General features: G+C 35.8%; 20 protein-coding genes. 12 read left to right on the forward strand and 8 right to left on the reverse strand.

Translation table 11 applies throughout. The features are described from left to right. The first annotated feature begins 149 nt into the window (after positions 1 to 149). The 5 genes from BLS98_RS14295 (at position 150) to BLS98_RS14315 (ending at position 6,230) form a co-directional block, all read left to right on the forward strand. Complete coding sequence (locus tag BLS98_RS14295; protein ID WP_089737177.1) at positions 150 to 950, forward strand: hypothetical protein; 801 nt, start codon at positions 150 to 152, stop codon at positions 948 to 950. 276 nt (positions 951 to 1,226) lie between these two features. Then, positions 1,227 to 2,060 (forward strand): hypothetical protein, encoded by an 834-nt coding sequence (locus BLS98_RS14300; RefSeq protein WP_089737178.1) that lies wholly within the window; start codon positions 1,227 to 1,229, stop codon positions 2,058 to 2,060. 164 nt (positions 2,061 to 2,224) lie between these two features. Continuing rightward, positions 2,225 to 2,617: an inner membrane protein YiaA gene (yiaA, locus tag BLS98_RS14305; protein WP_089737179.1), complete on the forward strand. Its 393-nt coding sequence runs from the start codon at positions 2,225 to 2,227 to the stop codon at positions 2,615 to 2,617. A gap of 137 nt (positions 2,618 to 2,754) precedes the next feature. Beyond that, positions 2,755 to 4,506, forward strand: a complete 1,752-nt coding sequence (locus tag BLS98_RS14310) for a BspA family leucine-rich repeat surface protein (RefSeq protein ID WP_089737180.1) — start codon at positions 2,755 to 2,757, stop codon at positions 4,504 to 4,506. A 44-nt stretch (positions 4,507 to 4,550) separates the two neighbouring features. Beyond that, entirely contained in the window at positions 4,551 to 6,230 is a 1,680-nt protein-coding gene (locus tag BLS98_RS14315) for a BspA family leucine-rich repeat surface protein (protein ID WP_089737181.1), read from the forward strand. A gap of 53 nt (positions 6,231 to 6,283) precedes the next feature. On the opposite strand, the gene purE is transcribed toward BLS98_RS14315, so the two are convergent. Then, the gene (gene purE, locus BLS98_RS14320) at positions 6,284 to 6,787 is read right to left on the reverse strand and encodes a 5-(carboxyamino)imidazole ribonucleotide mutase (RefSeq protein ID WP_089737182.1); all 504 of its coding nucleotides are present in this window, start codon (positions 6,785 to 6,787) and stop codon (positions 6,284 to 6,286) included. 256 nt (positions 6,788 to 7,043) lie between these two features. Between purE and BLS98_RS14325 the strand changes: the two genes are divergently transcribed. The 4 genes from BLS98_RS14325 to BLS98_RS14340 all read left to right on the forward strand — a co-directional run bounded on the left by BLS98_RS14325 (position 7,044) and on the right by BLS98_RS14340 (position 11,769). Continuing rightward, positions 7,044 to 7,949 (forward strand): DMT family transporter, encoded by a 906-nt coding sequence (locus BLS98_RS14325; protein WP_089737183.1) that lies wholly within the window; start codon positions 7,044 to 7,046, stop codon positions 7,947 to 7,949. Between the two features lie 281 nt (positions 7,950 to 8,230). After that, complete coding sequence (locus tag BLS98_RS14330) at positions 8,231 to 8,794, forward strand: hypothetical protein (RefSeq protein ID WP_089737184.1); 564 nt, start codon at positions 8,231 to 8,233, stop codon at positions 8,792 to 8,794. Between the two features lie 6 nt (positions 8,795 to 8,800). Beyond that, the gene (locus BLS98_RS14335) at positions 8,801 to 10,924 is read left to right on the forward strand and encodes a cation:proton antiporter (protein WP_089737185.1); all 2,124 of its coding nucleotides are present in this window, start codon (positions 8,801 to 8,803) and stop codon (positions 10,922 to 10,924) included. A gap of 179 nt (positions 10,925 to 11,103) precedes the next feature. Continuing rightward, positions 11,104 to 11,769: an SH3 domain-containing protein gene (locus BLS98_RS14340; RefSeq protein WP_089737186.1), complete on the forward strand. Its 666-nt coding sequence runs from the start codon at positions 11,104 to 11,106 to the stop codon at positions 11,767 to 11,769. Positions 11,770 to 11,880: 111 nt separating this feature from the next. On the opposite strand, the gene BLS98_RS14345 is transcribed toward BLS98_RS14340, so the two are convergent. Both BLS98_RS14345 and BLS98_RS14350 read right to left on the reverse strand, forming a co-directional pair. Next, positions 11,881 to 12,993: a 5-(carboxyamino)imidazole ribonucleotide synthase gene (locus tag BLS98_RS14345; RefSeq protein ID WP_089737187.1), complete on the reverse strand. Its 1,113-nt coding sequence runs from the start codon at positions 12,991 to 12,993 to the stop codon at positions 11,881 to 11,883. A 24-nt stretch (positions 12,994 to 13,017) separates the two neighbouring features. Beyond that, complete coding sequence (locus BLS98_RS14350; RefSeq protein ID WP_089737346.1) at positions 13,018 to 13,569, reverse strand: DUF1543 domain-containing protein; 552 nt, start codon at positions 13,567 to 13,569, stop codon at positions 13,018 to 13,020. 97 nt (positions 13,570 to 13,666) lie between these two features. On the opposite strand from BLS98_RS14350, the gene BLS98_RS14355 reads away from it, so the two are divergent. Further along, positions 13,667 to 14,497, forward strand: coding sequence for a sulfite exporter TauE/SafE family protein (locus tag BLS98_RS14355; RefSeq protein WP_068944152.1), 831 nt, complete (start codon positions 13,667 to 13,669; stop codon positions 14,495 to 14,497). Beyond that, complete coding sequence (locus BLS98_RS14360) at positions 14,497 to 14,880, forward strand: DUF1634 domain-containing protein (protein ID WP_045499602.1); 384 nt, start codon at positions 14,497 to 14,499, stop codon at positions 14,878 to 14,880. The genes BLS98_RS14355 and BLS98_RS14360 overlap by 1 nt, the downstream gene beginning before the upstream one ends. Here the strand turns inward: BLS98_RS14360 and gloA2 are convergent, their stop codons facing one another. Next, positions 14,881 to 15,258 (reverse strand): SMU1112c/YaeR family gloxylase I-like metalloprotein, encoded by a 378-nt coding sequence (gloA2, locus tag BLS98_RS14365; RefSeq protein ID WP_089737188.1) that lies wholly within the window; start codon positions 15,256 to 15,258, stop codon positions 14,881 to 14,883. It abuts the gene before it with no gap. 20 nt (positions 15,259 to 15,278) lie between these two features. After that, entirely contained in the window at positions 15,279 to 15,719 is a 441-nt protein-coding gene (locus tag BLS98_RS14370) for a nuclear transport factor 2 family protein (RefSeq protein ID WP_089737189.1), read from the reverse strand. 114 nt (positions 15,720 to 15,833) lie between these two features. Here BLS98_RS14370 and BLS98_RS14375 point away from each other — a divergent pair, with 114 nt between their 5' ends. Further along, positions 15,834 to 16,916 carry an endonuclease/exonuclease/phosphatase family protein gene (locus tag BLS98_RS14375; RefSeq protein ID WP_089737190.1) on the forward strand — a complete coding sequence of 361 codons (1,083 nt, stop codon included), beginning with the start codon at positions 15,834 to 15,836 and terminating at the stop codon, positions 16,914 to 16,916. A gap of 41 nt (positions 16,917 to 16,957) precedes the next feature. Here BLS98_RS14375 and BLS98_RS14380 read toward each other — a convergent pair whose 3' ends face one another. Genes BLS98_RS14380 through BLS98_RS14390 form a run of 3 tightly spaced genes read right to left on the reverse strand, consistent with a single transcriptional unit; the run spans position 16,958 to position 20,820 of the window. After that, positions 16,958 to 18,013, reverse strand: coding sequence for a diphosphomevalonate decarboxylase (locus tag BLS98_RS14380; protein ID WP_089737191.1), 1,056 nt, complete (start codon positions 18,011 to 18,013; stop codon positions 16,958 to 16,960). A 27-nt stretch (positions 18,014 to 18,040) separates the two neighbouring features. Further along, on the reverse strand, positions 18,041 to 19,810 hold the full coding sequence (locus BLS98_RS14385) for an AMP-dependent synthetase/ligase (protein WP_089737192.1): 1,770 nt from the start codon (positions 19,808 to 19,810) through the stop codon (positions 18,041 to 18,043). Next, positions 19,807 to 20,820, reverse strand: coding sequence for an NAD-dependent epimerase/dehydratase family protein (locus BLS98_RS14390; RefSeq protein ID WP_089737193.1), 1,014 nt, complete (start codon positions 20,818 to 20,820; stop codon positions 19,807 to 19,809). The genes BLS98_RS14385 and BLS98_RS14390 overlap by 4 nt, the downstream gene beginning before the upstream one ends. Positions 20,821 to 20,938: the final 118 nt, after the last annotated feature.

Raw genomic sequence — 20,938 nt, forward strand, 5'->3', positions numbered from 1 at the left:
TAGATCTGTCATTGTACAAAAATCTTTATCAGAACATCATAAGTTCCGGGATTTAAAATATGATTTAATCCCAGTATTTGGAAATAATAGTGTTTTTATCTCTAAAAAATCAACACATTCTCTATTTTTGAAAAATTTTTAGAAAAAACATGAAAAACTACTTATTTCTTGGGATGATGGGAGCTGCTCTATTCTTTAACAGCTGCAGCAATAATGATGATAATATTAATGAAGCAACAGAAACCAAATTATTCCTGAAAAAAGCCGTCATCAACTATTATGACAGTCCTTATGAACCCGAAAGTATTACAGACGAATTTGAATACAATACTAAAGGAGAACTTGTAAAAATGTGGACTAATGGAAAGCTCAGTACTATTGAATACAACAATGACAGACCTACAAAAGTAAATTATTACACTAATGAAAATAAGCTGGAATATTATTCTAATTTATACTATACAGGAAATCAGCTAAACCAGGTCAAAAGTATGTATGTAAATATGCATCCCATTGGAACTTTAAATTATGCCTATAATTCCGAAGGACAGCTCATATCTTCCACCAATTGTCAGTCAGTAGAGTGTACAAAACCAGATACAGAAACCCTTACTTATAAAGGAGATAATGTTTCTACACACATCATGGCAATCACAAGTGGTATCAACTTCAGCATAAAAAGTGAATATTCTTATGATAATAAGCTAAACCCATATACTAATATCAACAAATATCTGAAAATTATGATGGGGGATGTAAACCCTTTAAACAAAAACAATTATACTGTCATTAAAAACAGCAACAAATGGAATAATGGAAATTGGGAATTAAGTGAAAATACTACCTATACTTACGAATACAATTCTTCAGGATTCCCCGTTAAGGTAGTGGGAACAAATAGTAAAGGAAATATTGCCGTACAGTATAATTACGAATATATTACTTTATAAAATGCAATATATAAGCTCTCCAGTTTTGGGGAGTTTTTTGTTTTAGAAGCTTATTCCCGCTATACGCTCATACTCCTCACGCCCAAACTATTCCCTCCCTATTCCGGGGTAACCGCTGCTATCGGGGCTAGGGTGATGATTCTAAAAAGAATATTTTGTCAGAACATCATAAGTTCCGGAATTTAAAATATGATTTAATCCCAATATTTGGAAATAATAGTGTTTTTATCTCTAAAAAATCAACGCATTCTCTATTTTTGAAAAATTTTTAAAAACATGAAAAACTACTTATTTCTGGGAATGATGGGAGCTGCATTATTATGTAACAGCTGCAGCGGGAATGATGATAATGATACAATTAATAATCCTGAACCTAAAAGATTGTTAAGCAAAGTTACAAGTGTCTATTATTCTAATCCTACTCAGCCAAATACAAGTGTAGTAACTTATAATTATAACAGCCAGAGACAATTAATCAACGTTTTATCACAAGGCAGAACAACAAGTTTTGAATATGATACTACCGGAAAACTTTCAAAAACAAATTACTATAATACGGATGGAACAATTGCTTATTATACGATATGGACTTATAATGGAAGTCAGCTAACTACAATTAAATCAATCTATCCCGACTCTAATAATAATACAACAAAGGTTTACACCTATAACAACGATAAAGTCACCGCTACTTCCCTTTGTTTTTCATCAAATTGTACAATTCCATCTACATCTTCGTATACTTACAATGGTGATAATGTTTCAACAGAAATCTTATTCAGTGATAATATAGGTGGTGCATCTACTATTAAAAGAGAATTTTCTTACGATAACAAGATAAATCCTTATTCTCTGACCAATACATACTTTAGAACTTATTTAGCTGGTACCCAATTTTTAAGTCAAAATAATTATACGTCAGAAAAAATAAGCCGTAAAGATAGTGAAGGAAATTGGGTGCAGATCCAACATATAACCTACGAAATTCAGTACAATAACGCTCAATTACCCTCTAAGGTCATAGGAAAAGACGCTAATGGCAATACTCTTATAGAGTATAATTACGAATATATTACTTTGCAAAAACAATATACAACCTTTCCAGGTTAGAAAAGTTTTATTTTTTTAAAGCTGATTTCTAACTTACATAGAAGTGAGACGGAAGATGAAGATCATAGTTCCATCATTCCGTATTTTACCCATATTTTCTCATAGTGGTGATAATGTTAACAAAAAATGAATATATTTAGCTTTTTAAACAAAACATTAAATTCATGAAAAAACAAAGAGTATCAAATGCATTTGTCGCAGCCTCTTGGGTCGCATTGGGAGCAGGAATGATTGGTTATATTGTAGGGCTTGCAAGAGCAGAAATGCTGCTGAATGAGAAAGGTTACTATTTTACGATCTTATTATATGGTTTATTTGCCGTTGTTTCTTTACAGAAAGCTGTTCGTGATAAATTGGAAAACATCCAGGTAACAGATATTTATTACGGCATTTGTTGGTTTGCCACCCTATCTTCCATCGTATTGCTGGCGATCGGGCTTTGGAACGCCACCATACTTCCAAGCGAAAAAGGATTCTACGCTTTTGCTTTTCTTCTGGCACTTTTTGGCGCTATTGCCGTTCAGAAGAATACCAGAGACAATATGCTTCAGGAATAATAAAAAAACTCTCCCAATCCGGGAGAGTTTTTTATTTTAAATCCTTTTATTCACAAAAACATATCAAATCATCATTAATAGTTAATAAAATAAACATTTAATTTATTTTTATTACATTTATTTCACAAAATATTGATATGCACAAAAAACTTTTACCATTTATTCTTTTTATTGTATTCTTTCAGATAACAAAAGCTCAAAATGAGTTTATCACAGTCTGGAAGCCAAGTCTTCCCTCCTCCTCTTCTGTAGGCATTCCATACAATTCTAATGAAAATCAGATTTGGTTTCCAGGAAAAGGAACAGATTACAATATCTATTGGGAAGAAATAGGGTATCCTTCCCACAATGCTACTCTATCTAATGTATCTTCAGATTATCAAATACTTATTGATTTTGGACATCCACTTAATCCTCTTTCTTCCGATGCTATGTACCGGGTAAAGATAAGTAAAGGAAATGGGGACTTCAATCAGATACAATTTATGAATTCTCAAATAATCATTGGAAACCAACCCTCTAACATGGTAGGTGATTCCTATAAAATAGTAAACGTTGAACAATGGGGAAATATAAAATGGATTTCTATGAAACAGGCATTTTTATCTTGTGAGAATTTGGATGTAGCTGCCACTGATATTCCTGACCTTTCTGAGGTAACTGATATGTCTTATATGTTTTCAAACTGTAAAAACTTTATTTCAAATCCAACCATCGATAACTGGAATATATCCAATATTAACAACTTAGAAGGAATCTTTGACAACTGTTATTTATTTAACCAACCTGTAGGGAACTGGAACACATCCAACGTTACCAATTTGAAGAGAGCTTTTGCAGGATGCTTCTTATTCAACCAGCCTATCGGAAACTGGAATATATCCAATGTTACCAACTTATCAGAAACCTTTCTCACTTGCTATGAATTCGATCAGCCTTTAGAAAGCTGGAATACCTCTAATGTTACTTCAATGGCAGTCATGTTCATGTCTGCAAGAAAATTCAATCAGCCATTAGCCAGCTGGAATACTTCCAAAGTAACCTCTACCGCCTCTATGTTTCTGAATGCTTCCAAATTTAATCAGCCTATAGAAAGTTGGGATATGTCTCGTAACATTGAATCTAAATTTATGTTTTTTAATGCCACTCAATTTAACCAGCCCTTAGGAAATTGGAATACCTCACAGATTAATGACATGATGTCAATGTTCAGCAATGCGAAAAACTTCAATCAGGATATTAGTAGCTGGGATACAGGTAATGTACAAAATATGAATAGTATGTTTTCTTTGGCTGAGCAATTCAATGGTGATGTCTCCAACTGGAATGTAAGTAAGGTAAAAGATATGTCCTTCATGTTTAACGGAGCCAAAAAATTCAATCAAAATTTAGGAAAATGGAGACTTAATTCTTTACAATTGGCCAGTAATATTCTTAAAAATACAGCGCTAACCTGTGAAAATTATGATAACACTCTTTATGGCTGGAGCCAGAACACCTCCCTGCCTAGTAACATTAATATTTCATCAGTCTCCCCTCTTGTTTATTCACATTCAGGAGCGGTAACCGCAAGAAATTATCTGATAAACAATAAAGGCTGGACCATCACCGGAGATATCTATGATGGAGAATGTGCATCCCAACTTGGAACTTCCGATATAAAAACAGATAACAAAATAAGTATCTATCCTAATCCTGCAAAAGATATTATCTATATTAAAAACACCAATGCAGATCAGTATAAAATTCTCGACCTAGCTGGACGAATTATTGTACAGGGAACTCCAGAGAATGAACAAATCTATATACGGACTTTAATTCCCGGAAATTATATATTACAACTTTATGTAAAAGAAGGGATTCAAAATTTAAAATTCATAAAAAAATAAATGTAAGGCATTCTTTATTTATATTCACTACACAAAATATTAATATGCATAAAAGACTTTTACCATTTATTCTTTTCATTGTATTCTTTCAGATCACAAGAGCTCAAAATGAGTTTATCACGGTCTGGAAGCCAAGTCTTCCTTCCTCCTCTTCTGTAGGCATTCCATACAATTCTAATGAAAATCAGATTTGGTTTCCAGGAAAAGGAACAGATTACAATATCTATTGGGAAGAAATAGGGTATCCTTCCCACAATGCTACTCTATCTAATGTATCTTCAGATTATCAAATACTTATTGATTTTGGACATCCACTTAATCCTATTTCTTCCGATGCTACGTACCGGGTAAAGATAAGTAAAGGAAATGGGGACTTCAATCAGATTCAATTTATGAATTCTCAAATAATCATTGGAAACCAACCCTCTGACATGGTAGGTGATTCCCATAAAATAGTAAACGTTGAACAATGGGGAAATATAAAATGGATTTCTATGAAACAGGCATTTCACCGCTGTGAAAATATGGATATTACAGCAAATGATATTCCTGACCTTTCTGAAGTAACCGATATGTCTAATATGTTTTACAGCTGCCATAGCCTGGTTGGGAACCCTACCATCAATAACTGGGATATCTCCAATGTTACCTCTTTAGTAGGAACTTTTAATACATGTTATCTATTCAACCAACCTCTCGGGAATTGGAATACCTCCAACGTTACTTCAATGGCGGCAACATTCCTCATGGCACAAGAGTTCAATCAGCCCATAGGAAACTGGAATACCTCTAAAGTGGAAACTACAACTTCAATGTTTTTTTATGCTTCTAAATTTAATCAGCCTATTGGCAATTGGAATATGTCTAATAATCTTCAGATGGAACTGATGTTTGTGAATGCCGCAAAATTCAATCAACCCATAGGAAGCTGGAATACATCAAAAGTCATCGATATGCATTCTATGTTTCAATTTGCAACAGATTTCAATCAGGATATCAGTGCCTGGAATACAGGTAATGTAAAATTGATGAGAAATATGTTTTTTATGGCTGAGCAGTTCAACAGTAATATTTCAAACTGGAATGTAAATAAAGTAAACGATATGTCCTACATGTTCAGTCAAACTAAAAAATTTAATCAAAATATTGGTGCCTGGGATGTAAGTTCAGTAACCAGCATGCTCAGTATGCTCAGTAATGCAGAAGCTTTTAATCAAGATTTAGGAAACTGGAAGCTCAACTCATTACAAATAGCAAACAATCTTATTGAAAATACTGCTATAAGCTGCCAAAACTACAACAGTACTCTTTATGGATGGAGCCAAAATCAATCAATATCTAATAATATCAATATATCGCCGGTTTCCTCCCTTGCTTATTCAACACCTCAAGCAGCAACAGCAAGGGATTACCTGATGAACTATAAAGGCTGGACCATCACCGGAGATATCTATAATCCGGAATGCGCACCCCAACTTGGAACTTCCGATATAAAAATGGATAACAAAATAAGTATCTATCCCAATCCTGCAAAAGACACTATTTACCTTAAAAACATCCTAAATCCTGAAAGCTATACCATTCATGATATAAGTGGAAGAATGATTACAAAAGACTTTTTACATAGAAATACAATCTCAATTGAATCTTTACCTTCAGGAAATTATATATTACGCATTATTACACAAGACAAAACCCATACTTTTAAGTTTATAAAAAAATAAAATAAGAAAGCCTCACTGAAGTAGCGAGGCTTTATATTGATGTAAGTTTAAAACTATTTGTCGAAATGATTAGGATGCTGTGCTTTGATATCTTCCACAGTTCCCAATACCTTATCTTTTAAAGAATCCTGGTATTTCTGAAGTTTCCCTGCAACTTCTTCATTACCGCTTCCAATGATTTTAGCAGCTAAAATACCTGCATTCAATGCCCCATTTAATGCTACGGTTGCCACCGGAATACCACCCGGCATCTGAAGAATTGAAAGAACAGAATCCCACCCATCAATAGAATTACTGGACAAGATTGGAACTCCAATTACAGGAAGTGTTGTGCAGCTAGCCACCATTCCTGGAAGATGTGCTGCTCCTCCTGCTCCGGCAACAATCACTTTAAGACCTCTCTCCTGAGCAGTCTTTGCATAATCAAACATTCTTTCCGGAGTTCTGTGCGCTGAAACTACTGTCAATTCATAAGGAATATCCAGACTTTTAAGGAAATTTGCAGCCTGTTCCATGATCGGAAGATCACTTTGACTGCCCATAATAATACCTACCATCTTCAATTTTTATTAGATGTTCAAAGATAAAAAATAAAAATGTAAAGCTGGAAGTTAGGAGGCTGGAAGCTGGAAGTTTATTTCCGAACAACATAATATCCATTCATTTCATACTGCAATCTGTATAAAGGCTGCCATAACTTTCCTCTTGCAGCTTCTGTCTTCCCTTCTTATCTGTATCAGAGAAAATCACCTCAACTGTACCCATCAGAGTCACAAAAAAACTACTACATTTGTTTGTTACACTCCATTTACTTTGAAAGATTATAAACTTATTTTCGCTGTTCTCACCGTTGCTTTTGTTTGGGGAACCACATTTTTAGCCATCCGGGTGGCTGTAGAAACCATTCCCGCCTGGTTTGTAGCAGGCATCCGTCAGTTTCTGGCATCCATCATTATGCTCATTATTCTTCTTTCAAGAAAGGAGTTCAAATGGATTGGCTGGAAAAGTCTGGGTTATCAGATTGTTTTTTCCATCTTGATGTTGGTTATAGCCAACGGCATGACTACTGTTGCTGAAGAAACCGTATCCAGCAGTCTGGCATCGCTCATTAGTGCCTGCTCGCCTATTCTTGTTTTTTTGGGCAGCGTGGCTGTAGGGTTACAGAAGTTCAGTATCCGAGCCTTTCTCGGTGTTTTGATGTGTTTCAGCGGCATTCTGTTTATATTCTGGGATGGCCTTCAAGATCTTGCTAATCCGGACTACAGAATGGGAATGATCTTTATGTTTTTTGCTATTACAGGATGGGCCTCAGGAACTATCTTCACTAAAAAACTGAATATTCAAAGTGGAAATATCACCCTGAATTTATTTTACCAGTTCCTGTTTGCAGGTATTGTTCAGATTATTCTTGCTTTTCTATTTTCAGAGAACTATAATTTTGGAAACTGGACTTTCAAAAGTATTTCTGCGATGTTATATCTGTCTGTTTTTGGTTCTGTAGCGGCCTTTTTTGCATTCCACTATGCTTTAACCAAAATTTCTCCGGTGCAGGTTTCCATATTGGCCTACATCAATACCATCATTGCCATATTTCTGGGCTGGTTGATTATGAATGAACAGATTTCAATGAAGTTTATTCTTGCGGCTGCATTAATTATTTGTGGAGTGTTTATCATTAATTACAAACCAGAAATGTTCAGAAGGCAGAAAGTTGAATAATTTATTTTAATGTTGCATAACGCAAAGACGCAAATAAGATTTCCTGCAGAATATTTTAAGGCGCAAGGATTTTATCTGCGATAAAATTGTATACAGCTAAATAATGGCCACGAATTCACTAATATTTTTCATCACATTGAAACATAGTAAAAATATGAAAATGAAATTGTAAAAATATTCATGAATTCATAAATAAAAGTCAGCAACTCTCTAAGATTCATACAATGGTAGTTTGCCTCGTTTTTATTTTTTTCCTATATTGTATACTCAACCTATACAACATGCTTAAAAACACATTTTTCGTACTTCTTGCGGTCTCTTTTATCCTGGTAAGCTGTGATTACAAGGAAAAGGAGAAGAACCTTACGGACAGAGAAAAACAATTATTAGAAAAGGAAAAAACATTCGCTAAAAAAGAATCTGAATACCAGTCGCTTTTAAAAATGAGAGACAGTATTTTTGCTAAAAAAGATTCAGTAGTCATTGCCACATGGCCCGCAGAAATCTCCGGCCCGTGGAACGGAAAAGTAATTTGTATAGAATCCAATTGCAGTGATTATGCTGTAGGCGATCAGCGTACGGATATCTGGGAATTTGATAATGATTCTACCCAACCAATCACCAAGATCATTAATAACAATAATCTGGTAAGGCTTTATTCCGGTAAATTTGAAAACAATGAGATCAAGCTTTCCTTCAAAACAGATTCTACAGCTAAAAAGAATGTAGAAATGAGCGTTCTGCTTAACGATATTTCGGACAACAAAATCAAGGGAACAAGATCCATTACTTCGGATGGCTGTTCAGCCAAGTTTTCTGTTGAATTAGTACGTTCCACCAAATAAACACATATGATTTTACTGAGTATACACAACCTGAGCCTTCCCATAGAAGATCCGGTACTAAAATTCCTATTGGTACTGATCATCATCCTTGCGGCTCCATTATTATTAAATAAAATTAAAGTTCCCCACCTTCTGGGTCTTATCATCGCAGGAGCTATTATAGGTCCCAATGGATTTAATGTATTATCCAGAGACAGCAGTATTGTAGTAACCGGAACCACCGGGCTCCTTTATATCATGTTTCTGGCAGGACTGGAAATCGACATGGGAGATTTTAAGAAAAACAAATGGAAAAGTCTCACCTTTGGGCTTTATACCTTTATTGTTCCTTTTGTATTGGGATATTTGGGTGGATATTACATCCTTCACTTCTCAATGCTTACCTCCATCTTATTTGCCAGTCTTTTTTCATCCCACACTCTTATTGCCTATCCATTGGTAAGCAAGCTGGGAATGGCTAAAAATAAGGCTGTTAATATTACCGTTGGTGGAACAATGATTACAGATATTCTTGCATTATTGGTTCTTGCCGTAATTGTTGGAATGTCACAAGGTGACGTAGGAACAGAGTTCTGGGTAAAATTATCCGTTTCATTCATTGTTTTTGCATTAATTGTACTTATCGTCTTCCCTATCATAGGACGCTGGTTCTTCAAAAGAGTTGATGATAAAATATCACAATATATTTTTGTCTTAGTGATGATTTATCTGGCGGCGATGCTTGCTGAACTTGCCGGAGTGGAAGCCATCATCGGAGCATTCTTTGCCGGATTGGCATTGAACAGACTTATCCCACATACCTCTTCCCTAATGAACAGAGTAGAATTTGTAGGGAATGCCATCTTTATTCCTTTCTTCCTGATTAGTGTAGGGATGTTGATCGACTTTAAAGTCTTTTTCAAAAGCTGGGAAACACTTGAAGTAGCAGCAATCATGCTTGTTGCGTCCATTGGAGGGAAGTATCTTTCTGCTGTAGTGACTCAAAAGACTTTCAGACTGACAAAAGAAGAGGGAAAACTGATCTTTGGATTGAGCTCTGCCTCTGCAGCGGCAACCCTGGCCTCTGTAATGGTAGGTTATAACATTATTCTTTCCGAAACTGAAACGGGAGAACCTGTAAGATTATTAAACGAACACGTTCTTAACGGAAGTATTTTATTGATCCTTATTTCCTGTACCATTTCATCCTTTATCTCTATGGCAAGTGCCCAAAAGATTGCAGAAAGCGATAATGAAGATACGGTTTCCGGAACCAGCCATGAGGAAGAAAATATTCTATTGGCCATTAATCACGAAGAAACTGTAGAGAGAATGGTGAATTTGGGAATTCTCATTAAAGCACATTCCAATACTGAAGATTTATTCGCGCTGAATGTCATCAATGAAGATAAAAATGAATCTTCTGTAAAAAATGCCGAAAAACTTCTTCACCAGGCAGCTGATACGGCGGCGGCGGCTGATGTCAAATTACAGGCTCTCAAAAGATATGACAACGATGTTATTAATGGGGTGAACAACGTTATCAAGGAACAAAAAATCACGGATCTAATTATTGGCTTAGAAGATGAGAAAGGTTTTTCGCCATCATTTGTCTATAATCTTTATAACGGCTATCTTCAGAATGATGATGTAAACGTATTGGTTTACCATGCTGCCCAGCCGCTTTCTACTATTAAGAAATATGCTGTGATGATTCCTGAAAACGCTCATAAAGAAGCGGGCTTCTTCCATGCACTTTTAAGGGTTTGGAATATAGCAAGAAATTCTGGAGCTACGGTTGCTTTTTATGCCCCTGAAAACATCATTGATATTCTTCAGAAGATCATTAAAAAAGCCAATATAGAAGCTGAATTCATTATTATGAACACGTGGCAGGATGGTGAAAAAACAGCCGCTCAGCTGAAAGAAAATGAAGCTCTGATTATTTTAATGGCCAAACGCGGAATGCAGTCCTATATTCCCCGTATGAGACTTATTCCTGAGCTATTGAACAAATATCTGAATGACAATAATTATCTCTTAATTTTCCCATTCTCCGAATATGATAAAAACAGCCCGGAAATACGTTCTGTAGGTAATCATGGAGATTTTATGGAAATCGGAAATGTGATTCAGAAAATATTTAAGTAAGGAAGAATGAAAGCTGGAGGCTGGAAATTATTGAGTATGAAAAATAATAAATGACAATCATTTCGTTTATCTTTTTTCTTAAGAAGACCTGAAAATCATCACCCGTCTCAATACCTTCCAGCCTCTTTCTTCCAGCTTTTTCAAATAATAAAACTATTTTTATCCAAAATTAAAATTCAGTGAAAACAAAGAAGATATTCCTTTTAACAGCAGCTTTAAGTGTACAGTTATCATTTGCCCAGTTTGCAAAAATTGTAGATAAGGATGGCTATGTAAATATAAGGGAAAATGCAGATGCTAACAGCAAGATCATTGGAAAGATCAATTCAGATGAAATCGTCTATATATTTGAAGATGATAATAAGAATTGGGCTAATGTAAGCAATGGATATATCCACAATTCAAGGCTGAAATATATAAAATCTTATCAAGCTGTTCCGCCAACTATACGTGATGCAAACAAAGCAATCTTTAAGTCAGGAAACATTAAAGTAAACATTGTTTCCGGAAAATTTAATTTTAAGGAAAATGAAAAAGATTTTACTTCAACCCTGTATGGAGATTTCTATAAAGAGCAGCAGGTCTGGGGAATAGACGGAACTGTTCCTAAAACCCATTATCTTTCCATCACTGCGCAAATTGGAGACAAAACAATCCAGATTCCTGAAAAGGAGATTGAAAATTTGTTCGAGATCGATAATAAATCTACGAGCTGTTATTATGACCGCATCAATGATATTTTATACATCTCCATGCTGAATTCTGATGGTGCAGGTACCTATGTTGCTCTGTTTACTATTGAAAAAGGAGAATATAAAGGGAGAACTTTGGAGATACCCTTTTAATAAAGTTATCTCTTACCGATTGAGCAGATCCGACAGGTCAATAAAAATCTGTAAGAAGTATAAAGGGCAGTTGTACATCAATACAACTGCCTTTTTTTATTTTAAAATTGATTATTCTGAAATCACTCTCACCATTCCCTTCACCATTACAAGCTTTTCCATAAGCTCTTCTCTGGAATCTGCCAACACATTGATGTGTCCCATTTTTCTTCCCGGTTTGGTTTCTGTTTTTCCGTATAGGTGAATGTAAGTTTCTGGCAACTTAAGAACATCTTCCATTCCTTCGTATACTACCTTTCCAGAGTAGCCTTCTGCTCCTACCAGATTCAGCATTCCGCTGTAGGTAATAGCATCCGTATCTGCTAAAGGAAGATTCTTTACCACACGGTACATCTGCTCAAACTGTGAATTGGTATTTCCTTCCTGACTCTGGTGCCCTGAATTATGCAGTCTTGGTGCCGTTTCATTTACCCATACTTTTCCTTCTTTATCCAGGAATAATTCGATAGCAAAAAGCCCGGGTGAATTTACTGCATTCAGAAATTTTTCTGTAATGGAATCAATCTGCTGCTGAACATCTTCAGTCAACAAAACCGGACAAACATTGAAGTCTAAAAGATTAAGTTTAGGATCCGCCACCATCTCCGTTACAGGAAAAATATTGGTTTCTCCTTTTTCATTTCTGGCCACAATAACGGAAAGTTCTTTATCAATATCAACAAGGCTTTCAATTACTGAAGCTTCTTTCCATACATGTTGGTAATCCTCTTCTGTTTTAATAACCTGTACGCCTTTCCCATCATAGCCGCCAGTATTCATTTTCTGAACAAATGGCAATGGCATCATGATTTTTTCATCACTGTTCCACACTACCTGAAATTCAGGGCTTGGAATATCATGCGTTTTATAAAATTCTTTCTGAAGGATCTTTTGCTGGATAGTTTTGATAATACTGGCATTAGGAACCACTCTGATTCCCTGTTTTTCAAGCTCAGCCAATGCATCAGCATTTACGTGCTCTATTTCAATAGTTACCACATCTTTATCTTTACCGAAATTCAGAACGGTTTCATAATCATTGAAATTTCCTTCCGTAAAATACGAGATATTGTGGCATGGTGCATCAGAAGCCGGATCCAGAGTATAAAACTCGTCATCATACTTCAAAGCACTTTGTATCAACATTCTTCCCAGCTGTCCGCCTCCCAGAATTCCTATTTTCATTTTTTATTTTTATTAGATTTACGCTTATTGAACTTTATCAATTTTTAAATATCCCAGTCCCATTGGGTTCTCCTGATTTTCAGCATCAGATTTTGTAAGAACAATAGAATATTTTTCTTTCATCTCTACTGGCAGAATATCGCTCACATTGAAAATATCATCAATATCTACTCCATGCTTGTCATCAATATGGCTTACAGCTCCCTCAAACCCCATTGTTTTATAGAACTCTGTGGCTTTTGCTCTTTTTACAATCTCACCCATAGATTGTCCTACCATCAAATGCTGCTCATGGAATTCTTCGAAAAAACCTGGCTTATAGCCTCCCAAATTAAGGAAGAACAATTGGTTTTCGGATGTATTTTCACCCTTTTCAACGATCTTCACTTCATAACCATCAGCAAATCTTACTTCCTGATAGCAATCAAGGTGAATCTTTCCTTCCGCTTCTTTCCAAAAGGCTTTCATATCAGGAACAAGGTCCTTCAAACTCTCAGCAATCCCAAAAAAAACATCATGTTGCTCAATGTTTCGTCCTTTGGGAGTTGCCCCTAGAATCACATAAAATAATTTCATTTGATTTTTCATGCATGCAAAAATACGTTAAATTTATCTTTTTCAAATGTTTGGCAGACTACTACAATAATTTTATATTTGTAATATTAATTGTAGTATGTCAGAAATCATCATACTCTTCTTTGGCGCTATTTCCGCGGGCCTTTTAGGCTCATTGACAGGGCTTGGAGGAGGAGTTATCATCATTCCTTTATTAACGCTGGGGTTCGGCGTTCCAATGCATTATGCTATCGGTGCTTCTCTTATTTCGGTCATCGGAACTTCTTCCGGTGCTGCGGTAGCTTTTGTAAAAGAAGGATTTACCAATATGAGAATCGGAATGTTCCTTGAAATAGCCACTACGGCCGGAGCCATTGTGGGAGCTTTAGTTTCAGGAATGCTGAACCCGAATACCATCGGAATTATTTTCGCAAGTATCCTTCTTTTAACGGTTGTTTTAAATTTAAAAGGAAAACCTGATCATCAGGAACCTTTAATTCATGGCAGTCTGGAAGAAAAACTAAAACTTTACGGAACTTTTCCTGATAAAGGAATTCTAAAAAGCTATTCTGCAAGAAATACAGTTCCTGGGTTCTTAATGATGATGTTTGCAGGAGCAATGTCCGGACTTTTAGGAATTGGTTCCGGAGCGTTGAAAGTATTGGCTATGGACAATATGATGAAACTGCCATTCAAAGTTTCTACAACCACCAGTAATTTTATGATTGGGGTAACAGCAGTTGCCAGTGCATTGATTTATTTCCAGAGAGGTGAAATCATTCCGGTAATTGCAGCTCCTGTACTGATTGGAGTGGTAATTGGAAGCTTTATTGGTTCTAAAACTTTAATGGTATCTAAAACCAAAAAGCTAAAAGTATTTTTTGCCATTGTAATTACAATCCTGTCTGTATATATGATGTATAACGGTATCAACAAAAGCTTCAGATAATGAAAAAGAATTTTACAGATGTAGATCTGAACCGCTCCGTAGGAAACCTTCTGAGACTGGGCGTTATTCTGTCTGTGGCTACTTCACTAATCGGTTTCATCAAACTGTTTACCGAAGGTTTTGAAATGCCTAAAAAGTACACGAGTCTTGTTGTAGGAAACTCTTCTGAGAAGGTATGGAGCCACTTTTGGGATTCTCTTTGTAAAGGAGAAGGAATGGCTATTATTCAGCTTGGAATTCTTATACTGATCGTTACTCCCCTGATGAGAATTGTCTTCGCTTTAATAGGCTATTTAAAAGAAAAAGATTACATATATGTATTCATTTCTTCAGTGGTTTTAGCAATTATGGCCGTGAGTTTCTTTGCTGGTTACGCGCACTAATTACATTTCATAAAACTCCAACGGCAACTGATCCGGATCCTGGGTAAAGAAAAATTCTTTCCCGGTGAATTCATCGATGCGGATCTCTTCACAATTCAACCCCTTCCCTATTAATTCATCTCGTTTTTCCGTTACATTTTCTACTGAAAAAGCAAGATGTCTTAATCCACAAGCTTCAGGACGGGATGGACGTGCAGGCGGATCCGGAAAAGAGAATAGTTCAATTACATAATGTTCTCCTATAGCCAGATCAAGTTTATAAGACTTCCTTTCTTCACGATAGACTTCACGAACAATCTGTAATCCTAAAATTTCTGTATAGAATTTCTTTGATACTTCGTAGTTTGAGCCAATGATGGCAATATGATGGATTTTCATTTTCTTCTTAAATATTTTTATTATTTTATTTCCTTACAGTTTTCTTTTCTTCGGGTATCAATAATATACTGAATCTTCCATTCGTTATTCTGTTTCACCAGTTGAAAGCTATTGGCTCCACAATGGGATAATTTTCCTTTCAGATAAAAACTATAAGGTGTAAATACGCTTGCCAGATTTCCATCTGTATGAATAGCTTCAACTACAATTCTTTCATCCAGATCACCTTTTGTAAACTTAGAAACAGTTCCTATAAACTCCTGTATATTATCACTTTTCACAGTACCGTCTTTTGTAATCGTCTGTAGAACGGCATTTTCTGCAAAAGCAGTTTTTACAAGTTCGGGATCAGCGTTTTTCATTCCGAGAAACAGGTTTCGGATAGGTTTTTCAATGTCCTGATTCTGCTGTGCGAAACAAAAACTACTGCATAAGACAAGTATTGCTGTTATGGTATTCATTAAGGGATAAATTTAACTAAAAATAGGTAAAATAAATTTTAAATTGATTATAAGATTTTAAATTTCATTTTTCTTAAATTGTAACAAAAATTATTTCAGCCAAAGAATTTTCATATGTTGATTATTTATATGATTCTGACCGTACTTTTACTGGTCTTAACTATACAGCCTAAAATTCAGCATTCTCACTGGATATTCCGGGTTCCTGAATTTGCTAAAATACAGATCACTTATCTTATTTTTTTTACTTTTCTGTTAGGATTTATAATTGATTCTACAGATTATTTGTGGTATTCCCAGGGTTTGCTACTTGTTTTGTTTGTTTATCACAGCCAAACCCTCATCAGATATACACGCCTTTACCCTGTAAAAAAACATAAACACCGCCGCAAATCCTCTGGAAAACTTCATTTTGTATCAGCCAATGTTTACCAGTTCAATAAGGAATATGGAAGGTTTTATAAGCTTATTGAAAAATATGAGCCTGATTTCTTTATGACGATGGAGAGTAACAGCGATTGGGAAAAAGCAATGAGAAACCTGGAAAAGGAATATCCCTACCAGCACAAAGTAACCCTTGAAAATACGTATGGAATGCATTTCTATTCCAGGATTGAAATTAAGGAAACAAGAACCCATTATTTTGTAGCAGACGATATTCCGAGCATTGAAATACACATGGAAACAACAGATGGTTTTTCCTTTGTTTTCTTTGGTGTTCATCCGCCACCGCCAAGCCCTACAGAGGAAGAAACCTCCAGGGAAAGAGACGGTGATCTTCTAAGTACTGCCAAGCGGGTAAAAGATATCAAAAAACCGGTTATTGTAGTGGGAGACTTCAATAACGTTGCCTGGTCAAGGTCATCTGTACTTTTTAGAAAAACAAGTCATCTTATAGATCCTAGAGTAGGACATTCTTTTGTTTCTACTTTTCATGCGAAGTATCGCTTTTTAAGGTTTCCGATTGATTTGATGTTTCACAGCGAAGATATTTTTATCAAACAACTGAAGACACTGGAAAATTTTGGTTCAGATCACCTTCCTGTATATTGTGAGTTTTTCATAGACCATCATAATAATCAGCAGGAAGAACTCATAGAAACGGCAACTTCAGAAGAAAAAGCTGAAGCAGAAATTATGATAGAAGAAGGAAAACAGGAAGACGGCAACCGGGAAGCAGTAGTTACTGAAGATTAAACATAAAAAAGTGGGTTAAAAACCCACTTTTTTATTATCTTTTAAAACCTCATCACATCCTTCACTACTCCATTCTTCTGCGTATGTTGTAGCAATTCTGCTTCGATAAATGTTTTGATTTGCCCTTCTGAAGCATCACTTGGGAATAAAAGGTGTACATTGGCACCTGCATCCAGAGTGAAGAATAACGGAAGCCCTGTTTCTCTTCTGAAATCCCAAATTTTATTGATAACTTCTAAAGTTCCTGTCTTCATCAGGATAAAAGCCGGATCACTCATCATCATCATTGCGTGAAGGGTAAGCGCTTCGTGCTCTACCAACTTGATGAAACTTTCCATATCCCCGCTTTTCAGAATTTCCTTCATTGGAACAAAGTTTTCCCTTGCTTCCTGAAATCTTCTTTCTGCATATGGGTTGGTATTCATTAAACCGTGCCCTACTGTTGAAGAAACGCTTTTCTGTCCTTCATGGATCAATAAAACCCAATCATTGAAGTTTTTGAATACTTCATGAATTTCAGTCTCTGGATATGCTACAGCAAATAGATCTGAACTTCCCTCAACTTCTTGTGTTTCTCCCCATACGATCAATCCGTTGTACAAGCTTCTGCATGCACTTCCGCTTCCTAATCTGGCTAAAAACGAAGCTTTTCTTAGGGATTCTTCTTCTGAAGTTTTTCCTGTAAATGTTTCATCCAACGCCATCAGGCATTTAGCAATAGCTCCGAATCCTGATGCAGAACTCGCAATTCCTGAACTGTGAGGGAATGTATTTTCTGTTCTGATGATATATTTCCCTTTTAAGATCCATGGAAGATATTGTTCAATATTTTTGAAGTATTTTTCAATCTTTTCAGCAAACTTCACCTCTTCATTTCCTGACAAAAAGGTTTGTACAGAAAAAAGCTCATCAGCCAAAAATTCCATGGTAGTATTGGTTTTACAATGATTTAAGGTATAACTGATACTTGGATTGGCAGGAATCTGATGGTCATATTTCCCCCAATATTTAATCAAAGCAATATTAGATGGACAGCTCTCTGAAACCGTTTGTGTATGAATAGTGAAATTTTCTTTTCCTATAAATTGTGTTGTCATAGTCTATTTAAGTGATTTACAAGACGATTAATACATCTTCTCTATAATATCTGCATATTTTTTAAGAACCACATTTCTTTTTACTTTCAATGTTGGAGTAATTTCCCCTGTATTGATGTCAAATTCTGCTGGCATTAAGGTGAATTTTTTCACTTTCTCATAATCAGCAAGCTGACTTTGCAGTTCTTTGATTTTCTCTTTATAAAGGTTGATTATCTTTTCATTTTTCACCACTTCTTCCCAATTGGTGAATGGAATATTATTCTTTTTAATATAGTCCTGTAAGAACTCAAAGTTCGGAACGATTAAAGCAGATACAAACTGTCTTCCTTCTGCCACCAGCATAATCTGCTGAATAAAATTATTATTGGTCAGAAGATTTTCAATCTGTTGTGGTGCAATATATTTCCCGTTGGAAGTTTTCATCAGATCCTTAAGCCTGTCCGTAATAATCAGATTGCCTTTATCATCTAATTTACCGGCATCACCGGTTTTAAACCAGCCGTCTTCTGTAAATACTTTCTGGGTTTCTTCAGGTCTGTTATAATACCCTTTCATGATTCCATTTCCTCTGGCTTGGATCTCATCACTTTCTCCGATACGGATTTCTACTCCAGGTAACGGTTTTCCGCTCGTAGCATGTTCAAAATGAGTTAAAGGGAAAAGCGTTAAAGTAGCGGTTGTTTCGGTTAAGCCATATCCAACCGTAACATGAATACCAACGGATTCAAAGAATCTGGTTACTTCAGGTGATAATGAAGCCCCACCACAAGGTAAAAACCATAATCTTCCACCCATTTTATTCTTGATCTTACTGAAGACCAACATATCTGCAACGGATTCTTTTAATTTTAAGCCAAAAGGAACAGATCTTTCATTTCTTCTTAATTCGGCGGTTTCCCATCCTGTTTTCAAAGCCCAGTTAAAGATCTTTTTCTTCAATGGTGAACCTTCTTCAGCCTTTTCAAGAACTCCTGCATATACTTTTTGGAAGAATCTCGGCACTGCACACATGGCAGTAGGCTTTACTTCTTCCAATGCTTTGGCTACGTTTTTCGGATCTTCAAGGAAATAGACTCTTGCTCCACCGTACAGGCATAATAAGCTCCAGCTTCTTTCAAAAACGTGGCTTAAGGGTAGAAATGCGAGAGAAAGCTCTTCTTCAAAATTTTTAAATTTAAAAAATTCAAAATGGGAGTCGAATGCTTTGATGAAATTCCCGTGAGTTAACATAACTCCTTTCGGTGTTCCTGTAGTTCCGGAAGTATAGATCAGCGTAGCTGTATCGTCATTTTCTTTTTTGCAGATCTCCAGCTCTGAGGAAGCTTTTGAAATAAAGTCTTCAAGATAAAAGCTGTTGAATTCTTTCTTAATCCACACTGCTTTTTTAGAAACAATAATGGTTTCAAGAAGGTTATCTTCTTTATGTAAAAGCTCCAGACAAGCGTCATACTGCATTTGGTTACCTACCAAAATTACTTTAGCTCCGGAATCTTTAATGATATATTCTGCCTGCTCAGCATTATTGGTAGAATAAATAGGAACGGTAACTGCCCCCATGGCCATTGCAGCTAAATCTACAATCATCCACTCAGATGAATTGTCTGAGTAAATAGCCACTTTATCATTTTCCTGAACTCCTGATTCTTTTAACGCATTGGCTGTTTTAAAAATAATTTCACTGAATTTCTTCCAGCTCAGCTCTTTCCAGGCTTCTTCTTTCTTTTTAAAACCGATGGCCGCTTTTAAAGGATGTTTTTCTACATTTTTAAGGATTATTGCCTCTGCAAGATTCATTTCTTCAGCTTTTTGTCGTTAATATAATTGTTCAGGTGAAAGTCTATGCTTTCTTGAATAGGAATAAACTGATAATTCAATTTTTCCGTGACTTTGTGATTGGAAATGGTGTTGAATGAAGTGATTGCTTCAATATTGGATTCTGTAGCCATTTTCAGTTTGGGAATTAGCCATCCGAAAAGGGTATTGGCTAATTTTCCTATATTTAATACAGATCTTGAAAGTATTCTTGCCTCTTTAAGCCCTAATCGGGTTCTGATCTGTTTGGCCAGATCGGCATATCTGTTATTTTCGGAAACGATGATAAAACGTTCTCCAAAAATATTATTGTCCATCAGTTCAATGGCCGTTTTAGCAACATCTCTCACATCCACATAAGCAGACCCGCCTGCAAAAGTAAAGCTGTTGTCTTCAAAGGTTGAAAAAAGCTCACCGCTGCTTTGCGTCCAGTTTCCGCTGCCTACAATCATTCCGGGATTGATGATTACTACATTCATTCCTTCAGCAGAAGCTCTCCAGGCTTCCATTTCAGATAAATGTTTGGATATAGCATACGCAGAATGCTCCAATTTCGGATTAAAATCTGAATCTTCATCCAGCTCTCCTTTTTCATTGTAATTATCTAAAACGGCTACAGAGCTTACATGCAGAAATTTTTTAACATCGGATCCTTCGCAGGCATACAATAGGTTTTCTGTACCTTTAATATTGGTACGGTACATTTCTTTTTCATCTTTGGAATGAAAACTTACTTTTGCGGCACAGTGGTAGACCTCATCTACCCCTTTCAATGCATCTTTTAAGGAATCAATATCATCAAAATCTACATTAACCCATTCGATCTTATTAAAAAAATCATCAGGATTCTCCGTATAAAAGCTGTATGAATGCCTTACTTCGTTTAAATTGCTGCCTGATCTTTTGGAAGCACGTACATTTTTACCTCTTTTAAGAAGTTCCAGCACGATTATTCTTCCCAGAATTCCGGTTGCACCCGTTACAAAAACCATTAATTATGTTGCTTGATTGCTGACTAAAATATGACAATATTTTCTATCCGGCAATTCTTCAGGTTCCTGCAAAAGTTACCTAAAAAACTGCTTTTGCAAATTTGCGATTTTTAAAGCA

This window comes from Chryseobacterium jejuense, assembly GCF_900100075.1.
GTDB lineage: Bacteria > Bacteroidota > Bacteroidia > Flavobacteriales > Weeksellaceae > Chryseobacterium > Chryseobacterium jejuense.

Coding starts and splice junctions, on each gene's coding strand:
- gloA2 (WP_089737188.1), bottom strand. CDS start 15,258: ATGAAAATCCATCATATTGCCATCATTGGCTCAAACTACGAAGTATCA.
- BLS98_RS14345 (WP_089737187.1), bottom strand. CDS start 12,993: ATGAAAATAGGAATTCTGGGAGGCGGACAGCTGGGAAGAATGTTGATA.
- BLS98_RS14330 (WP_089737184.1), top strand. CDS start 8,231: ATGCTTAAAAACACATTTTTCGTACTTCTTGCGGTCTCTTTTATCCTG.
- BLS98_RS14385 (WP_089737192.1), bottom strand. CDS start 19,810: ATGAATCTTGCAGAGGCAATAATCCTTAAAAATGTAGAAAAACATCCT.
- BLS98_RS14310 (WP_089737180.1), top strand. CDS start 2,755: ATGCACAAAAAACTTTTACCATTTATTCTTTTTATTGTATTCTTTCAG.
- BLS98_RS14315 (WP_089737181.1), top strand. CDS start 4,551: ATGCATAAAAGACTTTTACCATTTATTCTTTTCATTGTATTCTTTCAG.
- BLS98_RS14295 (WP_089737177.1), top strand. CDS start 150: ATGAAAAACTACTTATTTCTTGGGATGATGGGAGCTGCTCTATTCTTT.
- BLS98_RS14390 (WP_089737193.1), bottom strand. CDS start 20,820: ATGGTTTTTGTAACGGGTGCAACCGGAATTCTGGGAAGAATAATCGTG.
- BLS98_RS14375 (WP_089737190.1), top strand. CDS start 15,834: ATGTTGATTATTTATATGATTCTGACCGTACTTTTACTGGTCTTAACT.
- purE (WP_089737182.1), bottom strand. CDS start 6,787: ATGGTAGGTATTATTATGGGCAGTCAAAGTGATCTTCCGATCATGGAA.
- yiaA (WP_089737179.1), top strand. CDS start 2,225: ATGAAAAAACAAAGAGTATCAAATGCATTTGTCGCAGCCTCTTGGGTC.
- BLS98_RS14350 (WP_089737346.1), bottom strand. CDS start 13,569: ATGAAATTATTTTATGTGATTCTAGGGGCAACTCCCAAAGGACGAAAC.
- BLS98_RS14370 (WP_089737189.1), bottom strand. CDS start 15,719: ATGAATACCATAACAGCAATACTTGTCTTATGCAGTAGTTTTTGTTTC.
- BLS98_RS14300 (WP_089737178.1), top strand. CDS start 1,227: ATGAAAAACTACTTATTTCTGGGAATGATGGGAGCTGCATTATTATGT.
- BLS98_RS14355 (WP_068944152.1), top strand. CDS start 13,667: ATGTCAGAAATCATCATACTCTTCTTTGGCGCTATTTCCGCGGGCCTT.
- BLS98_RS14360 (WP_045499602.1), top strand. CDS start 14,497: ATGAAAAAGAATTTTACAGATGTAGATCTGAACCGCTCCGTAGGAAAC.
- BLS98_RS14335 (WP_089737185.1), top strand. CDS start 8,801: ATGATTTTACTGAGTATACACAACCTGAGCCTTCCCATAGAAGATCCG.
- BLS98_RS14380 (WP_089737191.1), bottom strand. CDS start 18,013: ATGACAACACAATTTATAGGAAAAGAAAATTTCACTATTCATACACAA.